This is a genomic window from Gordonia amicalis NBRC 100051 = JCM 11271, from assembly GCF_000332995.1.
In the GTDB taxonomy this organism is placed as follows: Bacteria; Actinomycetota; Actinomycetes; order Mycobacteriales; family Mycobacteriaceae; genus Gordonia; species Gordonia amicalis.
The window spans coordinates 42667-63170 of the sequence record NZ_BANS01000038.1 but is presented as its reverse complement, the minus strand read 5'-3'; the positions used below and the strand labels follow the sequence as shown (position 1 = coordinate 63170).

At 68.7% G+C, this 20504-nt stretch carries 10 protein-coding genes, 1 tRNA gene and 1 pseudogene; 6 read left to right on the top strand and 6 right to left on the bottom strand.

The window, feature by feature from the left end; genetic code table 11:
- From GOAMI_RS17595 to GOAMI_RS17580, 4 genes are all read left to right on the top strand, one after another.
- Positions 1-1192 (top strand): DUF222 domain-containing protein (locus GOAMI_RS17595; protein ID WP_006437926.1); only part of this gene is annotated, 1192 nt, incomplete at its 5' end.
- A gap of 388 nt (positions 1193-1580) precedes the next feature.
- Entirely contained in the window at positions 1581-3056 is a 1476-nt protein-coding gene (locus tag GOAMI_RS17590) for a flavin monoamine oxidase family protein (RefSeq protein ID WP_006437925.1), read from the top strand.
- A 33-nt stretch (positions 3057-3089) separates the two neighbouring features.
- Positions 3090-3731: a TetR/AcrR family transcriptional regulator gene (locus tag GOAMI_RS17585; RefSeq protein WP_006437924.1), complete on the top strand. Its 642-nt coding sequence runs from the start codon at positions 3090-3092 to the stop codon at positions 3729-3731.
- A complete protein-coding gene (locus GOAMI_RS17580) occupies positions 3728-5767 on the top strand; it encodes a neutral/alkaline ceramidase (protein WP_006437923.1) in 2040 nt (679 codons plus the stop codon). The genes GOAMI_RS17585 and GOAMI_RS17580 overlap by 4 nt, the downstream gene beginning before the upstream one ends.
- A 7-nt stretch (positions 5768-5774) precedes the next feature.
- Here GOAMI_RS17580 and GOAMI_RS17575 read toward each other — a convergent pair.
- The 4 genes and pseudogenes from GOAMI_RS17575 to GOAMI_RS17560 form a co-directional block, all read right to left on the bottom strand.
- Positions 5775-7288, bottom strand: a pseudogene (locus GOAMI_RS17575) (glycoside hydrolase family 183 protein).
- 42 nt (positions 7289-7330) lie between these two features.
- The gene (locus GOAMI_RS17570; RefSeq protein WP_006437920.1) at positions 7331-8521 is read right to left on the bottom strand and encodes a L,D-transpeptidase; all 1191 of its coding nucleotides are present in this window, start codon (positions 8519-8521) and stop codon (positions 7331-7333) included.
- Between the two features lie 263 nt (positions 8522-8784).
- Positions 8785-8857 (bottom strand) — tRNA-Lys (locus GOAMI_RS17565).
- A 143-nt stretch (positions 8858-9000) separates the two neighbouring features.
- Complete coding sequence (locus GOAMI_RS17560; protein WP_006437919.1) at positions 9001-9222, bottom strand: DUF3618 domain-containing protein; 222 nt, start codon at positions 9220-9222, stop codon at positions 9001-9003.
- A gap of 148 nt (positions 9223-9370) precedes the next feature.
- Between GOAMI_RS17560 and bcp the strand changes: the two genes are divergently transcribed.
- Entirely contained in the window at positions 9371-9862 is a 492-nt protein-coding gene (gene bcp / locus GOAMI_RS17555) for a thioredoxin-dependent thiol peroxidase (RefSeq protein WP_006437918.1), read from the top strand.
- 9 nt (positions 9863-9871) lie between these two features.
- On the top strand, positions 9872-10498 hold the full coding sequence (locus GOAMI_RS17550) for a TetR/AcrR family transcriptional regulator (RefSeq protein WP_006437917.1): 627 nt from the start codon (positions 9872-9874) through the stop codon (positions 10496-10498).
- A gap of 28 nt (positions 10499-10526) precedes the next feature.
- Here GOAMI_RS17550 and acpS read toward each other — a convergent pair whose 3' ends face one another.
- Both acpS and GOAMI_RS17540 read right to left on the bottom strand, forming a co-directional pair.
- Entirely contained in the window at positions 10527-10919 is a 393-nt protein-coding gene (gene acpS / locus GOAMI_RS17545) for a holo-ACP synthase AcpS (RefSeq protein ID WP_006437916.1), read from the bottom strand.
- 38 nt (positions 10920-10957) lie between these two features.
- The gene (locus GOAMI_RS17540; RefSeq protein ID WP_006437915.1) at positions 10958-20227 is read right to left on the bottom strand and encodes a type I polyketide synthase; all 9270 of its coding nucleotides are present in this window, start codon (positions 20225-20227) and stop codon (positions 10958-10960) included.
- Positions 20228-20504: the final 277 nt, after the last annotated feature.

The window sequence follows — 20504 nt, the reverse complement described above, 5'->3', positions numbered from 1 at the left end:
TGCGGTCATCGACGTGCTCGACCAGATCCCGCACGCCGTCGACCACGACGTCAAGCTCGCCGCCGAACGACAGATGGCCGAGATCGCCGTCGACCACACCCCCGCCGACATCACCAACCTCGGCGCCCGACTGCTGGCCCACCTCGACCCCGACGGCACCCTCACCGACGACACCGACCGCAAACGACGCCGCAACCTCTCGGTCAACCGGCAACGCGCCGACGGCACCGCGAAGATGACCGCCACCCTCACCCCCGAACTGCTCGCCCGCATCACCATGCTCCTGGCCGTGTGGGCAAAACCCGGCATGAACAACCCCGACGATCCCGACTCCCCACACGGGTCGATCGAGGACGCCGACCCCGACGCGGTGGCTGCCGCCGCCGAACGCGATGACCGCAGCCCGGCCCAGTTGAATCACGACGCCCTCAACGCCCTGCTGAAAGCGGTGTTCGAGGACGGACTCCTGGGTAAGAGCCACCGCGGACTACCTGTGCAACTGATCGTCAAAGCCGATGTGAACGATTTGATCCGCGAAGCCGGGTTCGCCACCACCGCCACCGGCACCCTGATCCCGATCAAAGATCTCATCAACCTCGCCGCCGACGCCCAGCCCTGGCTGGCGGTGTTCAAAGACGCCACCGCCGTCCCGCTGTACTTCGGGCGCGGCAAACGGCTGGCCACCCGCGAACAACGCCTCGTGTCCTTCGCCCGACCCGACGGCGAGGTCTGCTCCACCCCCGACTGCGACCTGTCCGCCACCCACGTGGAAATGCATCACGCCCAACTCGATTGGGGCCTCGGCGGACTCACCGACCTCACCCCGGCGTGCCCGAAACACAACCGCATGGTCGGCGATCAACCCGGCCAATACACCACCCACATGGTCCGCGAGGGCCCCGACGAAGGCCGTTGCGCCTGGCGACTCAACACCCAACCAGGCGCACCCCCCAACCCCGAACGCATCAACCGGCAACCCGACATCCCCCGCCGATTCGCCGAACACCTCCAACACGTACGCACCGACATCCACGGACCCACAAAGGCGTCCGGCGATCAGCCACGCCTTCACCTGCGCCAAATCATCGACCTACGCAACGCCTCCGACGCCGAAGCCACCCTCGCCTCAATCCTCCTGGCAACCTTGTACCCACGACCTGCGGGTACTTGGACCTCAATGATCCCGGAGTAGCTGCGGGCGAACATCTCCCGCAGTACCGTGAGGCACATGCCAGCCTATTGGGTCATGTTCGTCGTCGCGCTGATCTCGTGCATCATCATCGGGATCGGATTCATGGTCGGAATCCCCGGCAACAAGGACTGATTTCCGGTCCCGGGTTACGCGGCCGCGCCCGAGTGCGCGCCGTGATGGTCGCGCGCGCAGATCAGTCTCCGCTTCATCGCCACTTCGGGCACACAGGCGCTACTCCCACGTAGCGCTGCTGTGCCCGAAGTGGCGATTCTGCGTGTGTAGCGGGGTGTTGCACCTCACACTTCCCTGTTACTCTCTCGATACTTCAGGTCATCTGACCTGAACATGTGGTCGATACTCTCGCGCCACCACGAGATCGGGGGATCACATGAGCACACACCTCTCACGCCGGAACTTCCTCGGCGGAACGCTGGCGGTGACCGGCGCGGTGGCAGGGGCTTCGCTCGTCGGTTCCGGACGGGCATCGGCGGCGCCGTCGGGGATCGTCGACGTCATCGTTGTCGGAGCAGGACTGTCCGGACTCGCAGCTGCGAAGGCCCTCAAAGCCGCGGGCGCCTCGGTCACCGTGTTGGAAGCCCGGGAGCGCGCGGGCGGCCGCGTGCACAACATCGCCTCGCCCAGGCTGGGTGCCACGCTCGACGCCGGGGCCGAATTCATCGGTCCGACACAGGGGCACATCGCCGGACTGGCGCGCGAGTACGACGTCCGCACCCTGCGCACCTACAACGCCGGCGACAGCATCTTCGTCAGCCGCACCGGCACGACGCGCGTACCCGCTGCCCTTCCGGTGCCGGCCGTCGCCGACCTCGGACAGGCGGGTGCCGCCCTGGCCCGGGCGCAGGCCGATGCACTGGCCGGATGCCCCGTCGGCGAACCGTGGAAGCACCCGAACGCCGCCTACCTGGACTCGATCACGTGGGGGCAGTACACCCACCAGATCGCCGACACCCAGACGGCCCGCGACCTCGTGCAGATCGCGATGTCGGCGCCACTGTCCGTCCGGCCCGACGAGGTGTCCGCGCTCTACTACCTCAACTACATCGCGGCATCCGGTGACGAACAGAATCCCGGGACCCTCGTCCGACTCCTGAGCACCGACGGCGGGGCGCAGGAGCGACTCTTCGAAGGGGGCGCCGCACTCATCCCGCTGCGGATGGCCCGCGAACTCGCCGCGAACGTGGTCTACAACGCGCCCGTCCGGTCGATCTCGTATGCCGACGGCATCGCGACCGTCACCGGCGACGCCGGAACCCACCGCGCCCGCCGTGTCATCGTCGCCATGTCCCCCGCCATCGCCGGCCAGATCGACTACCGCCCAGGGCTTCCCGCCGCACGCATCGGGATCCACCGCGGCTACCGGATGGGTGCGGTCAGCAAGTTCGCGGCGATCTACCGTCGACCGTTCTGGCGGGACAGAGGTCTGTCCGGACAGGTCTACGGGTCCGGACGCCCCATCGATGTCACCTTCGAGAGCTACGCCGACAACCAGCACATCCTGATGGGCTTCATCTCGGCCGACGCGATGCGACGCCTCGACCACGCGCCCGAATCCACGCTGGTCAGGGAATGCATCGCCAACTTCGTCGAGTACTTCGGTCCCGAGGCACGGGATTTCATCGACCACGGAGTGTTCAAGTGGGACCTCGAACCGTGGTCGCGCGGTGGCCCGGTCGCCGTCAGCCGACCGGGGACACTCACCAGGTACGGTCCCGCACTCCGCGAGCCCGTCGGCCCCATCCACTGGGCCGGGACGGAGACCGCGGACCACTGGACCGGTTACATGGACGGCGCGGTGCGCTCGGGCCGTCGTGCGGCACGCGAGATCCTCGATGACCTCAGATGACCGAACTGCGGTGAGGGTGCCACGACCATGAGGATGCCTGTCGAGGAACGGCGAGAACTACTGCTGGAGTCCGCATTTCGAGTGATCGCCCGACGCGGCGTCGACGGCGCGACCACCCGAGCGATCTGCGCGGAGGCCGGCGTCACCCTGTCGACCTTCCATTACGTCTTCGCCACCCGTGACGAAGTCCTTGCCGCACTCGTCGAGCACGGAACCGAGAAGGAACTCAGCGCCGTGGGTGCCGCGCTCGGCGAGGGCACCCAGGACATCGCGCCGGGACGGGCCGGCGTGCTGGCGATTCTCCAGACCGCGCTCTCTGCCTACATCGACGGAGTGCAGGCCGACCCCGACCGTGAGCAGGCGATGATCTCGCTCAACCAGTACGCCAGGCAGACCGACGGTCTGAGCGACCTCGGCGCACAGATGTACCTCCGGTATTACGAGGCGATCGCCGGAGCACTCGACGGCGTCGCCACAGTCACCGGCACCGGCTGGGACCGGCCCACCACCGAGCTGGCGCCGCTCATCCTCGCCGCCACCGACGGAATCACCCTGTCGTACCTCAACATCCGCGACCGCGCCGTCTGCGACCTCATCGCCGACGCCACGGTCACCAATCTGTCGACTCACATCGTCGACGCCCCGGAGAACGCCGGAAAGGGACCCACCACGTGAACGTGACACGGAGACAACTGATCGCCGGTGCGGCGGTGACCGCCGCGGGCGCGGGCCTGGCGCTGAGCACGGGCCAGGCCGGTCGGGCGTCGGCGGCTCCGGCCGATTCGACGGACTACCTCGTCGGCTGCGGCATCGGCGACGTCACGGGTGCCGTCGCCGGACAGGGCATGATGGGCTACTCCAACCCCGAGCAGGTCGCGGCCGGACTCCTCCAACGATGCTGGGCGCGTGCCTACATCATCGTCGACCAGGCGACCGGCAAGCGCGTGGTCTTCCTGACCGCCGACATCGCCTGCCTCTTCCAGTCGCACCACATGGGGCTGATGGAGAAACTGAGCAAGCGTTTCGGCTCGCTCTACACCGAGGCGAACGTCAACCTCAACGCGCAGCATTCGCACGCCTCCTGCGGCGGAACCGCCTGGGACTACGCGTATTCGCTCGCCGCCTTCGGCTTCAAGAAGAACTCCTATGACGCCGAGGTCAACGGCATGTTCGCCGCCATCGTGCGGGCCCACGACAACCTTGCCCCCGGCACGATCACCATCGGCCGCGAGGAACTACACAACGCCAGCGCGAACCGATCCAGGGTCGCCTTCGACGCCAACCCGTCGTCGGACAAGAAGCTGTTCCCCAATGCGATCGATCCGCAGGTCACCGTCCTCCGCCTACGGCACGTCGACGGCAAGGACGTCGGGGCCATCACCTGGTTCTCGACCCACGGGACGTCGCTCGCCGACCACAACGTGCTGATCGCCGGCGACAACAAGGGGTACGCCAGCTATCTCTGGGAACGCACCCAGCCGGGCTTCGTCGCCGCCTTCCCGCAGACGAACTCCGGCGACATGACCCCCAACCTGTCCCTGAAGTGGTTCACGCCGAGTGGACCGACCACCGACAACAAGCGCAACTGTGAACTCATCGGTGAGCGCCAGTACATCGCCGGGCGACGCGCCTTCGACGCGACCCGTCCGATGACGCGCGGCGGCGTCGACTCCGTCACGCGTTACGTGGACATGTCCGCGGTGCGGGTGTCCGGAACCTTCACACCCGACGGGAAACCCGCGTCGACGACGCCGGCGATGATGGGTGCAGCCGCCGCGGCGACCAGCAGCGAGGACAACTACGAGCAGCCGCTCCCCCTCCTCGTCGAGGGCATGACCAACCCTCTCGTCACCGCGCTCGGCGGTGACAAGACCCCGCCGATCGCCCCATGGATGCGGGACATGCAGGCGCCCAAGCTGATTCTCTTCCCGCTCGGACTCATGCCGCCGTCGGGCTGGATTCCGTCCGTGGTCCCGCTGCAGATCATGCGGATCGGCGAGCTCGTGCTCGTCGCGGTCCCGGCCGAGGTGACCGTCGTAGCCGGACTCCGGCTGCGTCGGGTCGTCGCCGACGAACTGCGCGTCGACATCGACGACGTGCTCGTCCAGGGTTACGCGAACGCCTACACCCAGTACGTCACCACCCCGGAGGAATACGACCTCCAGCAGTACGAGGGCGGCGAAACCCAGTACGGCCGTTACACACTGCCGGCGTATATGCAGGAGTTCGCGAAGCTCGCCGGAGCCATGGTATCCGGTCGGGGTCTCGATCGCGGTCCGGCGCCGGTCGACAAGTCCGGCCTACAGCCGGATCTGGTCCCGCCGGTGCCCGCCGACCGACCCATCGCCGGTCACGCCTACGGCGACGTGCTGAAGCAGCCCGGCGGGTCCCACCGTCCGGGGCAGACCGTGACCGTCGACTTCGTCGGCGCCCACCCCAACAACGACTTCCGCCATGGCGGAACGTATCTGGAGGTCCAGCGGCGCGAAGGCGGGACCTGGAAGACGGTCGCCGACGACAACGACTGGTCCACCGAGTTCCGCTGGGCACGTCCGGCCGGCAGCACCGACACCTCGCGCATCACCATCACGTGGCGACCGGCCGCCGGGACATCGGGAACGTACCGGATCAAGTACAACGGCAACAGCCGTGACGGGGGCGGACGCGTCCGGGAGATCAGCGGTACATCGCGGACGTTCGACGTCGGCTGAGCATCGGTCAGCGGATGCGCGCCCGCATCAGTGCGACGTTGTAGTCGGTCCAGGTCGACATGGTGAAGTACAGATCCTCACCGCTCGACCACGGGTGCATGAAGCCGCCGTAGAGCTGGTCGTACTTCGACGAGTGGACCAGTTCTGAAGGCTCGGACCAGAGTCCTTGTGGCTCACGGGCCTTGCGCAACACGATCGCCCCGCGGAAGGCATCGAGGTAGGTCAGCTGCCAGCGCCGCGACTTCTCGTCGTACCGGGCCGAACCTCGCCCGCAGGGCCGGCGAAGATCACCGAGGCGACATTGCCGTCCCGGGCCGGAACCCATCTTCCGTCGCGCCAGTACTGGTAGGCGGTCTTGTTCAGCACGTGATCGCGGTGGACCCGCGCCAGGCCCACGGAGCCGATCCGCGAGTTGGGCGTACCGAACATGTACACGTACTCGCCCTGCGGAACCATCGACGAGACCTGGAACTCGCTGACGCCGAAGATGTTGTCCCATCGGGCGTACGGGTCCTTCGTCCACGTCGACCCGCCGTCGTCGGAGTAGGCGAGCCCACCGTGGTTGGTGAGCCACATCCCCGGGATCTCGCCCCACGTCCGCACCGACATGTAAGTCATGAACTGCCGGTCACCGACCGCGAAACCGGACGTCGGGATGACGGTCATCTCGTAGCGGTCGATGCGCCGTGCGCTGAGGAGTTCCGCGGCGTGGCATCGGCTGTCCTGGATCATCGTGTCGATGCTCATCCCGTCGGACAGCTTCTTGTCGCTCGAGAACCCGAGCACGTTGGAGCGCCAGTCCCGACCGTTGGCTCCCGGCGGACGGAATCCCTTGCCGAAGGTGTCACCGAAGACGACGGCGACCTTGCCCGGCGTCGACTCCCACATGATCCCGAGGTCGGTGCCGTGGATCTGCCAGCGCTTGTCGGTGCGGCTCGTCGAACCCTTGCCGGTGAGCGTGCTGACGAGATCGACGTCGGACACGCGCGGACGCGTCGGTCTGGGTGCCACTGTCCCGGCGTCGACGCCAGGATCGACGGCCGCGGGTGGCGGCGGAACCGGCGGCGGAGTCGGATTGGGCACCGGGACCGGGATGTTCTTGGGTGCCGGATCGAAGGTGACCTTGGGGAATTCGATGCTGAGGGCCGGCCCGCCCGCGTCGGGCTTCGGACGAGGTGGGTCGGTGATGTCCGGGCACGGATCCGAGCACGGGTCCTTCGGCGGCTTCTCCGACGGGATGCGCACCACCGGCTTCTCCGGCGCCGGTTCGGGGACCGGCAGAATCCGCGGATACGGCAGCGGGATGCTGAACCGGTCGGGCAGACGCGGGATGAGGTCCCGCGGGTTCAGCGGGCCCTTCTCGGGTTTCGGTGGCAGGTCCGCCTCACACCCCGAGCTCGGCAACACGATCGACGGTGCTGCGTGAACCACCGCAACCGAACCCCCGAGCGCGGTGCCGGCAACCACCACCGCACAGGCCGGGACGATCCACCGGAGCCCTCCGCTCCTCAGCAAGCCCATGCGAGATCCCGGCCAGCGGGCCCCGGACAGACGAGTCATGGATCAGGAGTCGTCCGCGTTGCCCTTGCGCCACTCCGACCACGGGATGTTCCAGTCACCGAGCCCGTCGGTGCCCGAGAGGGTGCCGCCCGTGGTGTTCTTGACGACCACCGGGTCGCCGCGCAGCGTGTTGTTCATGACCCACAGCGCGTTCTCCGGGCTGAGGTTGAGGCAGCCGTGGCTGGTGTTGGTGTTGCCCTGGGCCCACACCGACCACGGGGCCGAGTGGAAGAAGATACCGCTGTAGGACATCCGCGTCGCGTAGTCGACCGGCGTGCGATAGCCGTTGGAGGAGTTGATCGGGACACCGTAGGTCGACGAGTCCATGATGATGTGATCGTGCTTGTCGGCGATCAGGTAGACGCCGTTGTCGGTCTCGTCACCCGGCTTGCCCATCGACGTCGGCATGCTCTTGATGACCTTGCCGTCACGCTCGAAGACGACCTGCTTGGTGTTGTCGTCGGCGGTGATCACCATCCTGCGGCCCACCGTGAAGTTGGTGCGCACGTTCTCCTGGCCGTACAGGCCGTCGCCGAGGTCGATACCGTAGGTGTTGACGGCGACCCGCACCTTGGTACCGGGCTTCCAGTACTCCTTGGGACGCCACCGGACCTCGCTGTCGCTGATCCAGTAGAACGCGCCCTCGACCGGCGGATCGGTGGTGACCCTGATGGCTTTCTGCGCGGCGCGACGGTTCGGGATCGGCTCGTCGAACTTCACCGCGATCGGCTGACCGACGCCGACGGTCTCCCCCGGGTTGGGGGTCAGGTAGGCCTGCGTCAGGTTGTTGGGGCTGCTGGTCGTGAAGGTGACCTTCTTGGTGACCGCGCCGCCGATGCCGACCGCGTCGGTCTCCAGCGTGTAGGTGCGGTTGTAGCCGAGCGCCTCGTTGCTGACCCAGACGGTGTCGTTGTCGCTGAAGGTGCCCTTGAGCGGGGTCCCGTCCGACTTGGTGATGAGAACGCGACTGAGAGTGCCCTCGCTCGTGGTGACCTTGATCGGGGCACCCGGCTGCACGCCGACCGTGTTGTCACTCAGCGGCTGATTGTTCAGTTCGGTGATGTCGACAGCAGGCTTGAGCATGTCGTCGAAGAGGCTCGAGCTGGTCACGTTGTCGGAGTAGGACGCCTCCTGTGAGCACGACGTCACGAGCGCGATGATCGCGAGCAGCACACCACTGATGATCAGCGGCATCCGTCGAGAAGAACGACCGATCCCCATCTCTCTCCCAACTGTCTCGACCGACTCGGATGACTGGTCGGCCGAATGCCTCCCCGAATCTCGCACCAGTGTACGAGAACCCGGCCTGCAGAGCTTCGTCTGTGTCGTCCGTTCGGCGGCGTGTCCTACACGGTCCGGGCGACGATGCCCGGGAAATCCTCGGCACGCCAGAGACCCCGACGTCCCGAGATACCACAAAACGCCCCGCAGTTTCTGCGAGGCGTCTTGTGAGACTGTGCGCCATCAGGGACTCGAACCCCGAACCCGCTGATTAAGAGTCAGCTGCTCTGCCAATTGAGCTAATGGCGCTTGCCGGTTTCGCCTCCGGTTTGCCTCCCGGCGGCGAGAAGGAACATTACATGACACCGTCGCCAGTTGTGAAATCGCCTGGTCGGAACGGGTTTGTGCGAGTCGGCGAGACTATGTTCCCGGCGGGCCGGCAGCGGCGTGGATCAGCTCGCGATCCTGCGGACCACGAGAACGAGCACGAGCGCGCCCACACCGGCGATCGAGTACATGACCGCGGGCTTCTGCAGCGTCGCCAGCGCTTTGGATTTGGCGTCGTCGGCGAGGCGCTGCGGGTTGGCACGTTCGGCGAGCGCGTCGAGCGTGTTGGCAAGGTCCTCACGGGCCCTGGCGATGTCCTGCTCGATACGTTCGGTGTCTCCGGCCACGTTGCATCCTTCCGGCGCTTCTCGCTCTGTCACGCGTCGTCACTGCTCGCGCGTTGTCATTGACTTCCAGATCGCCGCCAGACGGCGGCGATTCGATGCTACGACATCCCCACCTCGCGACATGTGACCATGCACTAGCCTGGCTCTCATGGCAGAGGTCACTCCCCCCGCGGAGGCACAGCGTTTGTCCGTCGGTGATCGCGCTCCCGCGTTCACCCTGCCCGATGCGAACGGGAATCCGGTGTCGTTGTCCGATTACGCCGGCCAGAAGGTCATCGTCTACTTCTACCCGGCGGCGTCGACGCCCGGTTGCACCAAGCAGGCGTGCGATTTTCGCGACAACCTCGCCGAGCTCGACGATGCGGGCCTCACGGTGCTCGGCATCTCCCCCGACAAGCCGGCCAAGCTGGCCAAGTTCGTCGAGGCGGAGGGACTCACCTTCCCGCTGCTGAGCGACCCCGAGAAAAAGGTGCTGACCGAGTGGGGCGCCTTCGGCGAGAAGAAGATGTACGGCAAGACCGTCACCGGTGTCATCCGTTCCACGTTCCTCGTCGACACCGACGGGACCATCGCCCTCGCTCAGTACAACGTCCGGGCCACCGGGCACGTCGCCAAGCTGCGCCGCGACCTGTCCGTGTGAGACACCGCGATGACCGAGTCCGCCCAGCCTCTGGTGCCGCGTAAGCGGCCCACCCAGGAACGCAGCAAGCGCAAGTTCCAGGCGATGCTCGAGGCGGCCCGCGAACTGCTGATCGACGTCGGATTCGAATCCCTGACCTGCGAGGAGATCGCGACCCGCGCCGAGGTCCCGATCGGCACGCTGTACCAGTACTTCGCGAACAAATACGTCATCGTCTGCGAGCTCGACCGGCAGGACACCGGCGACGTGCGCGAGGAGCTGACCGCGTTCGCCAGCGAGGTGCCCTCTCTCGAGTGGCCCAGTCTTCTCGAGAAGTTCCTCGACCACCTCGCGGCGCTGTGGCGCACCGATCCGTCGCGGCGTGCGGTGTGGCTGGCGGTCCAGTCGACCCCGGCCACCCGCGCGACGGCGTCGGAGAACGAACGCGTCCTCGCCGAGCAGGTCGCACGAATAATCGCGCCGCTCACGCCTTCTCAGCGTGAACGGCGCGAGATGATGTCGCAGGTGCTGGTGCACACGGCGTACTCGTTGCTCAGTTTCTCGGTGCAGGACGGCCACGACCACGCCGAGACCGTCGCCGAGCTCAAGCGCATGCTCGCCGGCTATCTACTGCTCGAGGAGTCGACGGCGGTCTGAACGCCCGGTCGTCGCGACCTGCCGGGCGCTATCGGCCCTCGAGGATCGCAACCGCCGCAGCCGTGTCCCCGTCGTGGGTCAACGACACGTGGACGACGGTGTCGCGCAGATGATTACCGATCTCACCGGACAACCGGATCGCCGGCCGGCCCCAGGTGTCGGTGACCACCTCGATGTCGCTGTGCCGGATCAGCGGCAACAGCGGGGAACGCGAGAACCGGCTCACCGACCATGCCTTCACCACGGCCTCCTTGGCCGCCCAGCGCGCGGCGAGATGCCGTGCATCGTCGCCGGTTCCGGCAGCCGAGTCCCGACGCTCGCCGACCGTGAACCGGTCGGCGAACGTCGTACCCGGCTGCCGGAGCTGCTCGGCGAACTCCGGGATCGACACGATGTCGATGCCCACTCCGAGAACGCTCATCTCCCCCGGCTTCGCCTCACTTCCCGAATCCGCTGCGGTCAACGGTTTTCCGGCACCCGACCGGAACCGTACACATCCGCCTCGTCGAGACGCACCGACGGATCGAGCAGCATGCCCGCCTCGGCGTCGTGCTCGTCGACCGACTCGTCGAAACGGCGGTTCGGCGGACGCTGGTAGGCAGGCTCGCCCCCGCAGATCGACTGCAGGAAGCGCTGGCTGCCCAGACGTGCACGCTCGTCGGCGCGCTGCCGGTAGGTCTCCCGCTCCTCGGGTGCCAGGGAGGCGATGAACGCCTCCGGATGGACGACCGCGATGAGCCCGGACACGTGCCCGAAGCCGAGGCTGGTCAGGAGACCGGCCTTGAGCGGGAACCGCTCGCCCAGCTGCAGGGTCTCGCGCGGCCAGACCAGGTGCGGGTACTCCTTCATCTTCTCGTCGACGCAGTCCAGGCTGCGGTTCGGCGGGATGATGCCGTCACGGAGCATCTGGCACAGACCGATCAGCTGGAAGGCGGCGGCGCCACCCTTGGCGTGACCGGTGAGCGACTTCTGGGACACCACGAACAGCGGGGCGCCCGTACCGCGTCCGATCGCCTCGGCGAGCCGTTCGTGCAGCTCGGACTCGTTGGGATCGTTGGCCTTCGTCGACGTGTCGTGCTTGGAGACCAGCGCGACGTCATCGGCGCTGACCCCGAGCACGCTCAGGGCGTTGGCCAGCGGCGAGGACAGTGCGCCGCGGGCGGCGCCCAGCGCACCGAGTCCCGGAGCCGGGATCGAGGTGTGCACGCCGTCGCCGAAGCTCTGCGCCCACGCCACCACACCGAGGACCGGCAGACCCATCTGCGCCGCGACATCGCCGCGGGCGAGCAGGATCGTGCCGCCACCGGCCGACTCGACGAACCCGCCGCGTCGACGGTCGTTGGCTCGCGAGAACCGGCGGTCGTCGATGCCGCGTGCGGTCATCTTCGCCGAATCGGCGGTCGCCGACATCGCGCCGAAGCCGACGATGCCCTCGATGCCGAGATCGTCGAATCCGCCGGCCACCGCGAAGAGCGCCTTGCCGAGGCGGATCTTGTCGACGCCCTCCTCGACCGACACCGCCGCCGTGGCGCACGCCGCGACCGGGTGGATCATCGCGCCGTAGCTGCCCACGTAGGACTGGACGACGTGTGCCGCAACGATGTTCGGCAGCGCCTCCTGCAGGATGTCGTTGGCGTTCGCCTCACCGAGCAGGGTGTTGACGTACAGGTCTCGCATCGACGCCATGCCGCCCATACCGGTGCCCTGGGTGTTGGCCACGAGGCCGGGGTGCACCCACCGCATCAGTTCACTCGGGGTGAAGCCGGACGACAGGAACGCGTCGACGGTGGCGACCAGGTTCCACAACGCGACCCGGTCGATCGCCTCGACCATGTCGGGGCTGACACCCCAGCGGGTCGGGTCGAAACCGGTCGGGATCTGTCCGCCGACGGTACGGGTCAGCGAGAACTTGCGCGGCACACGGATCTCCGTGCCGGCCAGGCGGGTGACCTGCCAGTCGCCGTCGGGGTTCTGCGTCACCCGGGTCTTCTCGGGGTCGGCACTGGCGAACGCACGGGCCTCGGCCTCCGAGTTGACGGTGAAGGTCAGGTCCTCGTCGAGGAACACCGAGGTCAGCAGCGGCGAGGTGTTGTCGACCATCGCGCCGTCGTCGGCGTAGCGGCGGATGCCGCACCGCGAGACGACTTCGTCGTGGTAGCGCTCGGCGATCTCGCTCTCCGGCACCGGATCACCGGACTCGGTGTCGTACCAGCCCGGCTTCGGAGCCGAATCCCAGTGGATCAGACCGGTGTTCCAGGCCAGCTCGAGAACACCTGCCGCCGAGAGCTTCTCGTCGACCTCCATCTCGAAGCGGGTACGTGCCGAACCGTACGGTCCGAGCTCGCCGGCACCCACGATGACCACCAGGTCCTCGGGGCGCGCGTCGATCGACGGCCATTCCGGACGCATGCCGCGCGGGGCGCGGGCAGGCGCCGGGAGCGCGGCGACGGTGGTCGACGCCGGTGCCTCGTCGGCGTCATCGGCAGCCTCGGCAGCGGCTGCAGCGGTGGCCGCGAGCGCCTTGAGGTCGGTCGAGGCGTCGAGCCCGCCGGTGAAGTCGGCCAGGACGGGCGCGTCGACCGCGGACGCACGCTGCTCGGGCGTGCACAACGTCAGCAGGTTGGCGGCCATCTCCTCGGTGCTCCAGGTGCGGACACCGGCGACCTCGACCGCGTCGACCATGCCGTCGTTGTGGCCCATCAGCCCGGTGCCGCGCACCCAGCCGATGAGAGCGTGGGCCAGGGTGGTCTTCGACCCCCACGACTCCTCCGCCGACCAGCGCGTCACGAGCGCGTCGAGGGCGGCCTTGCTCTCGCCGTAGGCGCCGTCGCCGCCGAACATGCCGCGGTTCGGGGAACCGGGCAGGACCACGTGGAGGCGGGCCGCGATGTCGTGGTCGGAGTGGACCTCCGCCAGACCGGCGATGAGCCGCTCGACCGACCAGAGCAGGACCTTCATCTCGAGCTCGGCGCGAGCACCGGCGTCGGTGAGATCTCCGGCCACCCGCGGGGCGGCGAACGGGAACAGCATCGTCGGCTTCATGGCCGGCTTCACCACCGCGGTCGTGCCGCCGAGGTTCTCGGTCTGTTCCGTTGCGACCCACTCGACCAGGTCGTCGACGTCGTTGTACGACGCCATGTTCGCCGGGGCGATCCACAGCGCGGCACCGGTGCGGGCGTTCTCGCGGTAGAGCTTCTTGTAGAAGGCCAGACGCTCGGAGTTCAGTCGCGAGGTCGTCGCGATGACGGTCGCGCCACCGGCGAGGAGGCCGGCCACCACACCCGCGGCGATCGATCCCTTGCTGGCGCCGGTGACGACGGCGATCTCGCGGCTGTAGATGCCCTTCTCCGGGTTCTCGGCAGCGTGCGCGATCGCCCCGAAGACGCGGCCGTGCACGGCGTTTCCGTTCGCGAGGGCCTTGCCCTGCCACCAGGTGGCGTGTTCGGCGACGGTGTCCCCGGCTCCGACGAACCCGCCGACGACCTTCTCGAAGTCGGCGTCGAGCTCGTGCTCGTCGGTGAGCCAGAGACGGACGAGATCCTCACGGGCGGTCGCCCATCGGTCGTCGATCAAGACGATCTTGGCGTCGTCGAACGCCGGTGCGACGGTGCGCGCCCAGTCCGATCCGAGTTCGGCACTGACGAGTTCGGCGAGCTCGGCGTTGGGGTCGGCCGCGGCCTCGGCGAGGTCGGCGATCTCGGCGAGGTCGGCGATCTCGGCGAGTCCCAGCTTCTCCAGCACCGTGTAGGCCGCCGAGGCGAGCGCTCCCGAGCGACCGGTGATCTGCTCGGTGAACTCACCGAGAGCGGCCGCGTCGACCGTTGCGCCGCCGCCGGATTCGCCGGCGGGCTTGCTCACCGCGATGCCCTTTTCGGCACCCACGGCGGTGACCGCCTTGTCGATCAGCACGTCGAGCGCGTCGGCGTTCGCGACCGGGCCGTCGAGCAGGTTACCCAGTGCCTCGCCGCGGACCGAGGCACCGTCCCGGGTACCCAGGGCGAGCGCCACGGTCGTGTGCAGGCCCCAGCCGGGTCCGAGCTGCCACACGTTGGCGACCCGGTCGGTGATGTAGTTCTGGCGCTTGCCCACTGGGCCGAGGACCTTGCGGATCTGGTCGCTGACGGCGTCGGTCAGGACCGGACCCAGCGGCCGGTAGCCGCGCGCCAGGGTCTCCACGGTCGATGCCAGTGCGACCATGTCGGCCTCGGCCGCTCCGTCGATCGCGCCGAGTCCGAGCTCGCCGCCGATGTCGAGCAGGAGCTGGTTGCGACGTGAGGACACACCGTCACACAGCGCCTCGATGGTGTCGGCCGCACCGATCTGGTCGACGCGCATCTTGGTCCACAGCGCGATCACGGACTTCACCGCATCCGTTGGGGTGAAGGCGATGTCGTCGGGACGCGGGCCGCCGGCGGGGGCAGCCGGAGCTGCCGCCGGAGCCGGTGCCGCCGCGGCGGGAGCCGCCTCCGCCGGAGCGTCGGCCGACGCCGCGGGAGCGTCGATCTCGTCCTCGTCCGGCTCGTGGCCGGCGTCCTTGGCCAGGATCACGTCGGAGTCGCGTTCGACGTTCACGACCTCGGTGGCCGAGGTGTAGTCGTCGAGCTTGAGGGTGTTGTTCGCCAGACCGGTCAGGGTGGGGGCACCCTTCAAACCGATCTCGACGAAGCGCTGCACGCCGAGACCGTTGCGCTCCGGACCGCTGAACAGCAGGTCCTGGGTCTCGATCCAGCGCACCGGGCTCGCGAACTGCCAGGCGAGCAGCTCGATCAGGAGCACACGGGCCAGCTCGGCGGGCTTCGCGGTCCAGGAGTCCCAGTCGGCGAGAACGGCGTTCAACGGATCGGACGGCACGAGTGCCGCGATCTCCTCGACGAAGTCGCGTCCGAGGTTGAACAGGCGCGGCACCAGGTTCGGGATGTAGCGACCGATCAGGATGTCGATGTCGATGTCGGTGGGCAGCAGTTCCTCGAGCTTGCCGCGGAACTCCGGCACACCCGCGCGCAGCACGCTGGAGTGGAACGGGACGTCGATACCCGGGATGACGATGAAGGCCCGCTTGCCGCCGAACTCCGCACGGCGACGGTCGATCTCGGCCTCGAGGTGTTCCAGGCCGCGGACCGTTCCGGCGATCGCGTACTGCGAACCGAGCAGGTTGAGGTTGACGACCTCGAGGAACTCCCCGATCTCCTCGCCGAGGCCGGCCACGAAGCCGGTCACGTCGGCGTCGGCGAGTCCGAACTGGCTCGGCCGGATCGCGGCCATGCGGTAGTCGCTGCGACCCTGCTCATCTCGGGGAACGAGATGGTGCATGGCCTCGCCGCGCTGGAACACGACCTCGAGGACGGCCTCGAGCGGCAGGACACCGGCGCAGGCCGCGAGTGCGTTGTACTCACCGACCGAGTGACCACAGGTGATGGCGCCCTCGACGAACCCGCCGGCTTCCTTGAGCTCGGCGATCTGCGCGACACCGAGGGTCGCCATGGCGACCTGGGTGAACTGCGTCAGGTACAGCACGCCGTCGGGGTGGTTGTAGGTGGTGCCGTTGGCGACCAGGGTCGTCGGGTTGTCCCGCACGACGGCCAGGATCGAGAAGCCGAGTGCCTGGCGGGTGTGCTTGTCGGCGCGGTCCCAGATCTTGCGGGCGGCCTTCGAGCGCGACCGTGCGTCGAGGCCCATGCCCTTGCTCTGGATGCCCTGGCCCGGGAACGCGTAGACGGTGCGCGGGGCGGCCAGCAGGCCGGTGGCGCTCATGACCAGGTTGTCGCCGACCTTGGCGCTGACCTCGACGACCTCGCGGCCGTTGTCGAGGCCGACGCGGTCGACGCGCACGGTGATGGTGTCGCCGAGGCGCACCATGCCCAGATAACGTGCCGTCCAGCCGATCAGCGGACGCGGCGACGGCGTCGGGTTCTTCGAGTCGGTGGCGGTGACGACCTGCTGAGCGGCGGCCGACAGCCACATGCCGTGCACGATCGGCTCACCGAGTCCGGCCAGCCTGGCGGCCGAGGCGTCGGTGTGGATCGGGTTGCGGTCACCGGAGACGACGGCGAAACCGTGCATCCTGTTCGGCGCGGTGATGGTGGCCGAGCGGAGCAGTTTGCGGGTGGCCGACTGCTCGGCCGTCGGTGCACCGCCCGCCCGGAGGGGGTCGGTGAGCTCGGCCGCACCGAGGCGTCCGCGGATCGCGAACCGCTCCTCGAGGGTGGCGATCGGTCCGGCCGGTCCGGCGATCTCGACCGAGACCTCGACGACACGGCCCACCTCGGAGTCGCGCACCGCCCCGGTACGCGCGGTGATCGTCAGTTCGGCGGTCTCCGTGGGGATCTCACCTGTGAGGGCGATCGCATGGTCGAGATGGACCAGGTCGAGGAGTCCCTCGACGACCGGTGCGCCGGTCTCCGTGCGGGCCGCACCGATGACGCTGAACACGCTCGGCCAGCAGGCGCCGACCAGGGTGTCGGGGACGGCGAAGCCGAAGGGTTCCGTCGGCGTGGTCGGGCGCCTGTTCGCGGGCAGGGAGAAGCCGGTCACCGACGCGTGGTCGGCCACCGAGTCCGGCTGCCAGGTGATGGAGGTGGTCGCGGTGCCGTCGGTCACCTCGGCGAGGTCGCCGCCCGCGGCGACGGTGAGGATCTCGGTCATCGCGCCGGCCGCCTCGTCGAGTCCGATGACGGGCGAGCCGCCGTCCCGCACACCGAGGCCGGCGAGCAGCGGGATACGCACGGCCGCACCGGCGATCGGGACCACGAGATCGAAGCGGGTCACGCCGCTCTCCGAACCGACCTGCTCGATCACGGCACCGGTGGGCTCGTGCTCGGCACGTTCGGGGGCGACCACCGACCAGGCGTCGCGGTCACCGAGGAGCGCGACCGGACTCGGGACGATCCGCCCCGCCCAGCTCACGTCATCGGACTCCAGGACCGCGGTCAGGACACCGGCGTCGGGGACCAGTCCCGCGCGATGTCGCGAGGCGACCTGCGCCGAACGCACCCCTGCGGTCAGCAGATCGGTGACGACCCGGGCCTCGAAGCGGTCCAGCAGTTCGCCGACCGGCTCGTCGACGCGGGTGATGCCGGCGACGGCGACCGGACCCGGGATGACGCAGACGGCGTCGGCGCCGTAGCGCGCGTCGTGGGCCTGCCACAACGAGTCGCTACGCCACCAGCGGCGCACGTCCTTGTCGATGACCGGCACGAAGTTGACCGGCTTGCCCGGGGTGCGGCAGAGCTCCAGGAAGAACGCGACGTCGGCGGGATGCAGGATGTCGGTGTCGATCTCGCGGTAGACGCTGCCCAGCGCGTCGATCGCGGCGTGCGGATCGTCGGTGGCGGACAGGTCGGCGAACATCGTCGGGATCGGACCCGAGTCCTGCGGGTGCATGCGGGCCTCGGTGCGCTGCAGCATCTCGACGAAACGCTGCTGCCAGGTGATGTCGGCCCACGGATGCTGATCGCCGTGCGCATCGCCGACCGCGAGAGTGGCGTAGCGGTCGAGCCATTCGCGGTAGGTCATCGTGGCGACGTCGCCGAAGTACGGCTTGGCGGTGTCCGCCATCGCCGCGATGATCTCGTCGCGGCGGGCGGCGACGGCCTCGGCGTCACCGGCGACCTCGTCGAGCAGACGGCCGCAACGCGAGGCGGTGTTGTCGACCTCGTGGATGTCGGCGCCGAGCTGCGAACGGCCGGAGGCCATTCCGGCGGTGGCGTGGCCCGCACCGATCCACTCGTCGATACCGGCGGTCTCGACCAGCAGCTGCTTGACCTCGGGCGTGGTGGTGGCCTCCTTGGTGGCCATCGCCGCGGTGCCGACGAGGATGCCGTCGAGCGGCATCAACGGGTAGCCGTAACCGGTCGACCAGACGCCGGTCAGGTATTCGCTGGCCCGCTCCGGGGTGCCGATGCCACCGCCGACGCAGATGACGACGTTGGGCCGGGCGCGGAGTTCGCCGTAGGTGGCCAGCAGCAGGTCGTCGAGGTCCTCCCACGAGTGGTGGCCACCGGCGCGGCCGCCCTCGATCTGGACGATGATCGGGTGGTGCGGGACCTCCGCGGCGATCCGGACGACCGAGCGGATCTGCTCCACGGTGCCCGGCTTGAAGGCGACGAAGCGGAGTCCGGCCTCGACGAATTCATCGACCAGGGCGACCGCATCCTCGAGCTCGGGGATGCCGGCCGAGACGATGACGCCGTCGAGCGGTGCGCCCTGGGCGCGGGCCTTCTGCACCAGGCGCTTGCCGCCGAGCTGCAGCTTCCACAGGTAGGGGTCGAGGAACAGCGCGTTGAACTGTGCCTCCCGGCCCGGCTCGAGCAGATCGGTGAGGGTGGCGATGTTGCGGGCGAAGATGTCCTCGGTGACCTGCCCACCGCCGGCGAGCTCGGCCCAGTGGCCGGCGTTGGCGGCGGCGGCGACGATCGCCGGGTCGACGGTGGTCGGGGTCATGCCCGCGAGCAGCATCGGCGAACGCCCGGTGAGACGCGTGAACGCGGTCTCGACGACGGTGCGACCGTCGGGCAGCTCGACGAGGGTGGGGGTGAACTGCGACCACGGTGCGGCGACCTCGGGAACGCCGCCCGGGCTGAAGAGGTTGCGCTGCCCGACGCGCAACGCCGCGGGGACGAGGCCGACCCCCTGACCGCGGACGAGCGAGGACGTGAGTCGGGTCGCGATGTCGGCGGGACCGAAGTCGAGGATCCACTTGGCGCCACCGGCGACGACCTCGTCGACGGACGAGACCCAGTCGACGTGCGCGACGAGGATGTCGTGGGCGTGGCGGGTGGCGAGCTCGCGGTCGATGCCGCAGCGGTCGGCCCACTCACCGACGAGTTCGACGGCCTCGGCCATGTTGGGGTGATGGAAGGCGACCGACACCTGCAGGTGGTCGAACTTCGGGGCGAACGGCGCGCCGCCGGTCAGCTTGCGCTTGCGCTCGTCTGCCTCGGCGGCGGCGATGCGCTCGCAGAGGGCGACGAAGCCGGCGAGGTGACGGGGGGCACCGGAGAGCACGAGTGCGTTGCGGCTGTTCTTGATCGACACCACGGGCGCCGTGGCCAGGTCGCTCTCGGCCAGACCGGCGCGGTACTGGTCGAGGATCTCGTCGACGCGCACCGGGGTGACGTTGGTGACCGCGAGCATCGGCGCGCCGTCGGTGGTGACACCGAGTCCGCGGCGGCGCGCGATCAGTGAACCTGCGGCGCCGATGAGGTGGGCGACGGCGAGCAGCAGGCCCTGGCCGGCCTCCGCGGCGCTTCCCTCGGCTCCGACCGCGTCGGTGGCCAGGGAGCCTTGCGAGTGTCCGATGACGGCGTTGGGCGGGAGGGCGGCGGTGTCGAGCCCCTGCTTGCGCAGCGCCTCGATGGCGGCGAGCTGGGTCAGCAGCACTCCCGGACCCGAGAGCGTGAAGTCGGCGAGTGCGGCCTCGGTCGGCACCTCTTCGCCTGCGTCGTGTGCGTGAACCCACGCGAGCGGGTGGAAGCCCTCGGCGCGGGCGACGACGAGGTCGTCGGCGACCGGCGCGACGAGCTGTTCCGCGGCCTCCACGATGGCGGCGATCCGGTGTTCGAGGTCGGCGTCGACGACCAGCTCGGCCAGCGTCGGCAGCCACGCGCCGCCCTGACCGCCGAAACTGATCGCGTAGGGCTCACCCTGGGCGAGCCGGTCGATGAGGGTGGTGGTGGGGCGCTCGGCGTTGGCGGCGCCCTGCGAGCCGGTACGGAACTGGTCGACGGTCACGAGTACTCCTCTGTGGTGGTCGGTCTCGGTGGTCGGCGGAGTGTTTTGGTGCAGGCGGGAGCGCCGGCGAATCCTCGTCGATGAGAGGCGAATCCTCGTCGATGAGAACGGGGTCGTCCACGACACCCCGGGGGCATCGCAGGCGAAAACGACCTCGGCAGCCCTGCCTGATCGGAACTAACAGGTACAACGGATGAACACGCCTGCCACACATGGACATTGACAATCCCCGGCTCGTTGAGGAGTCGTCTGGGACGTGAACGTGGCACCCATGATG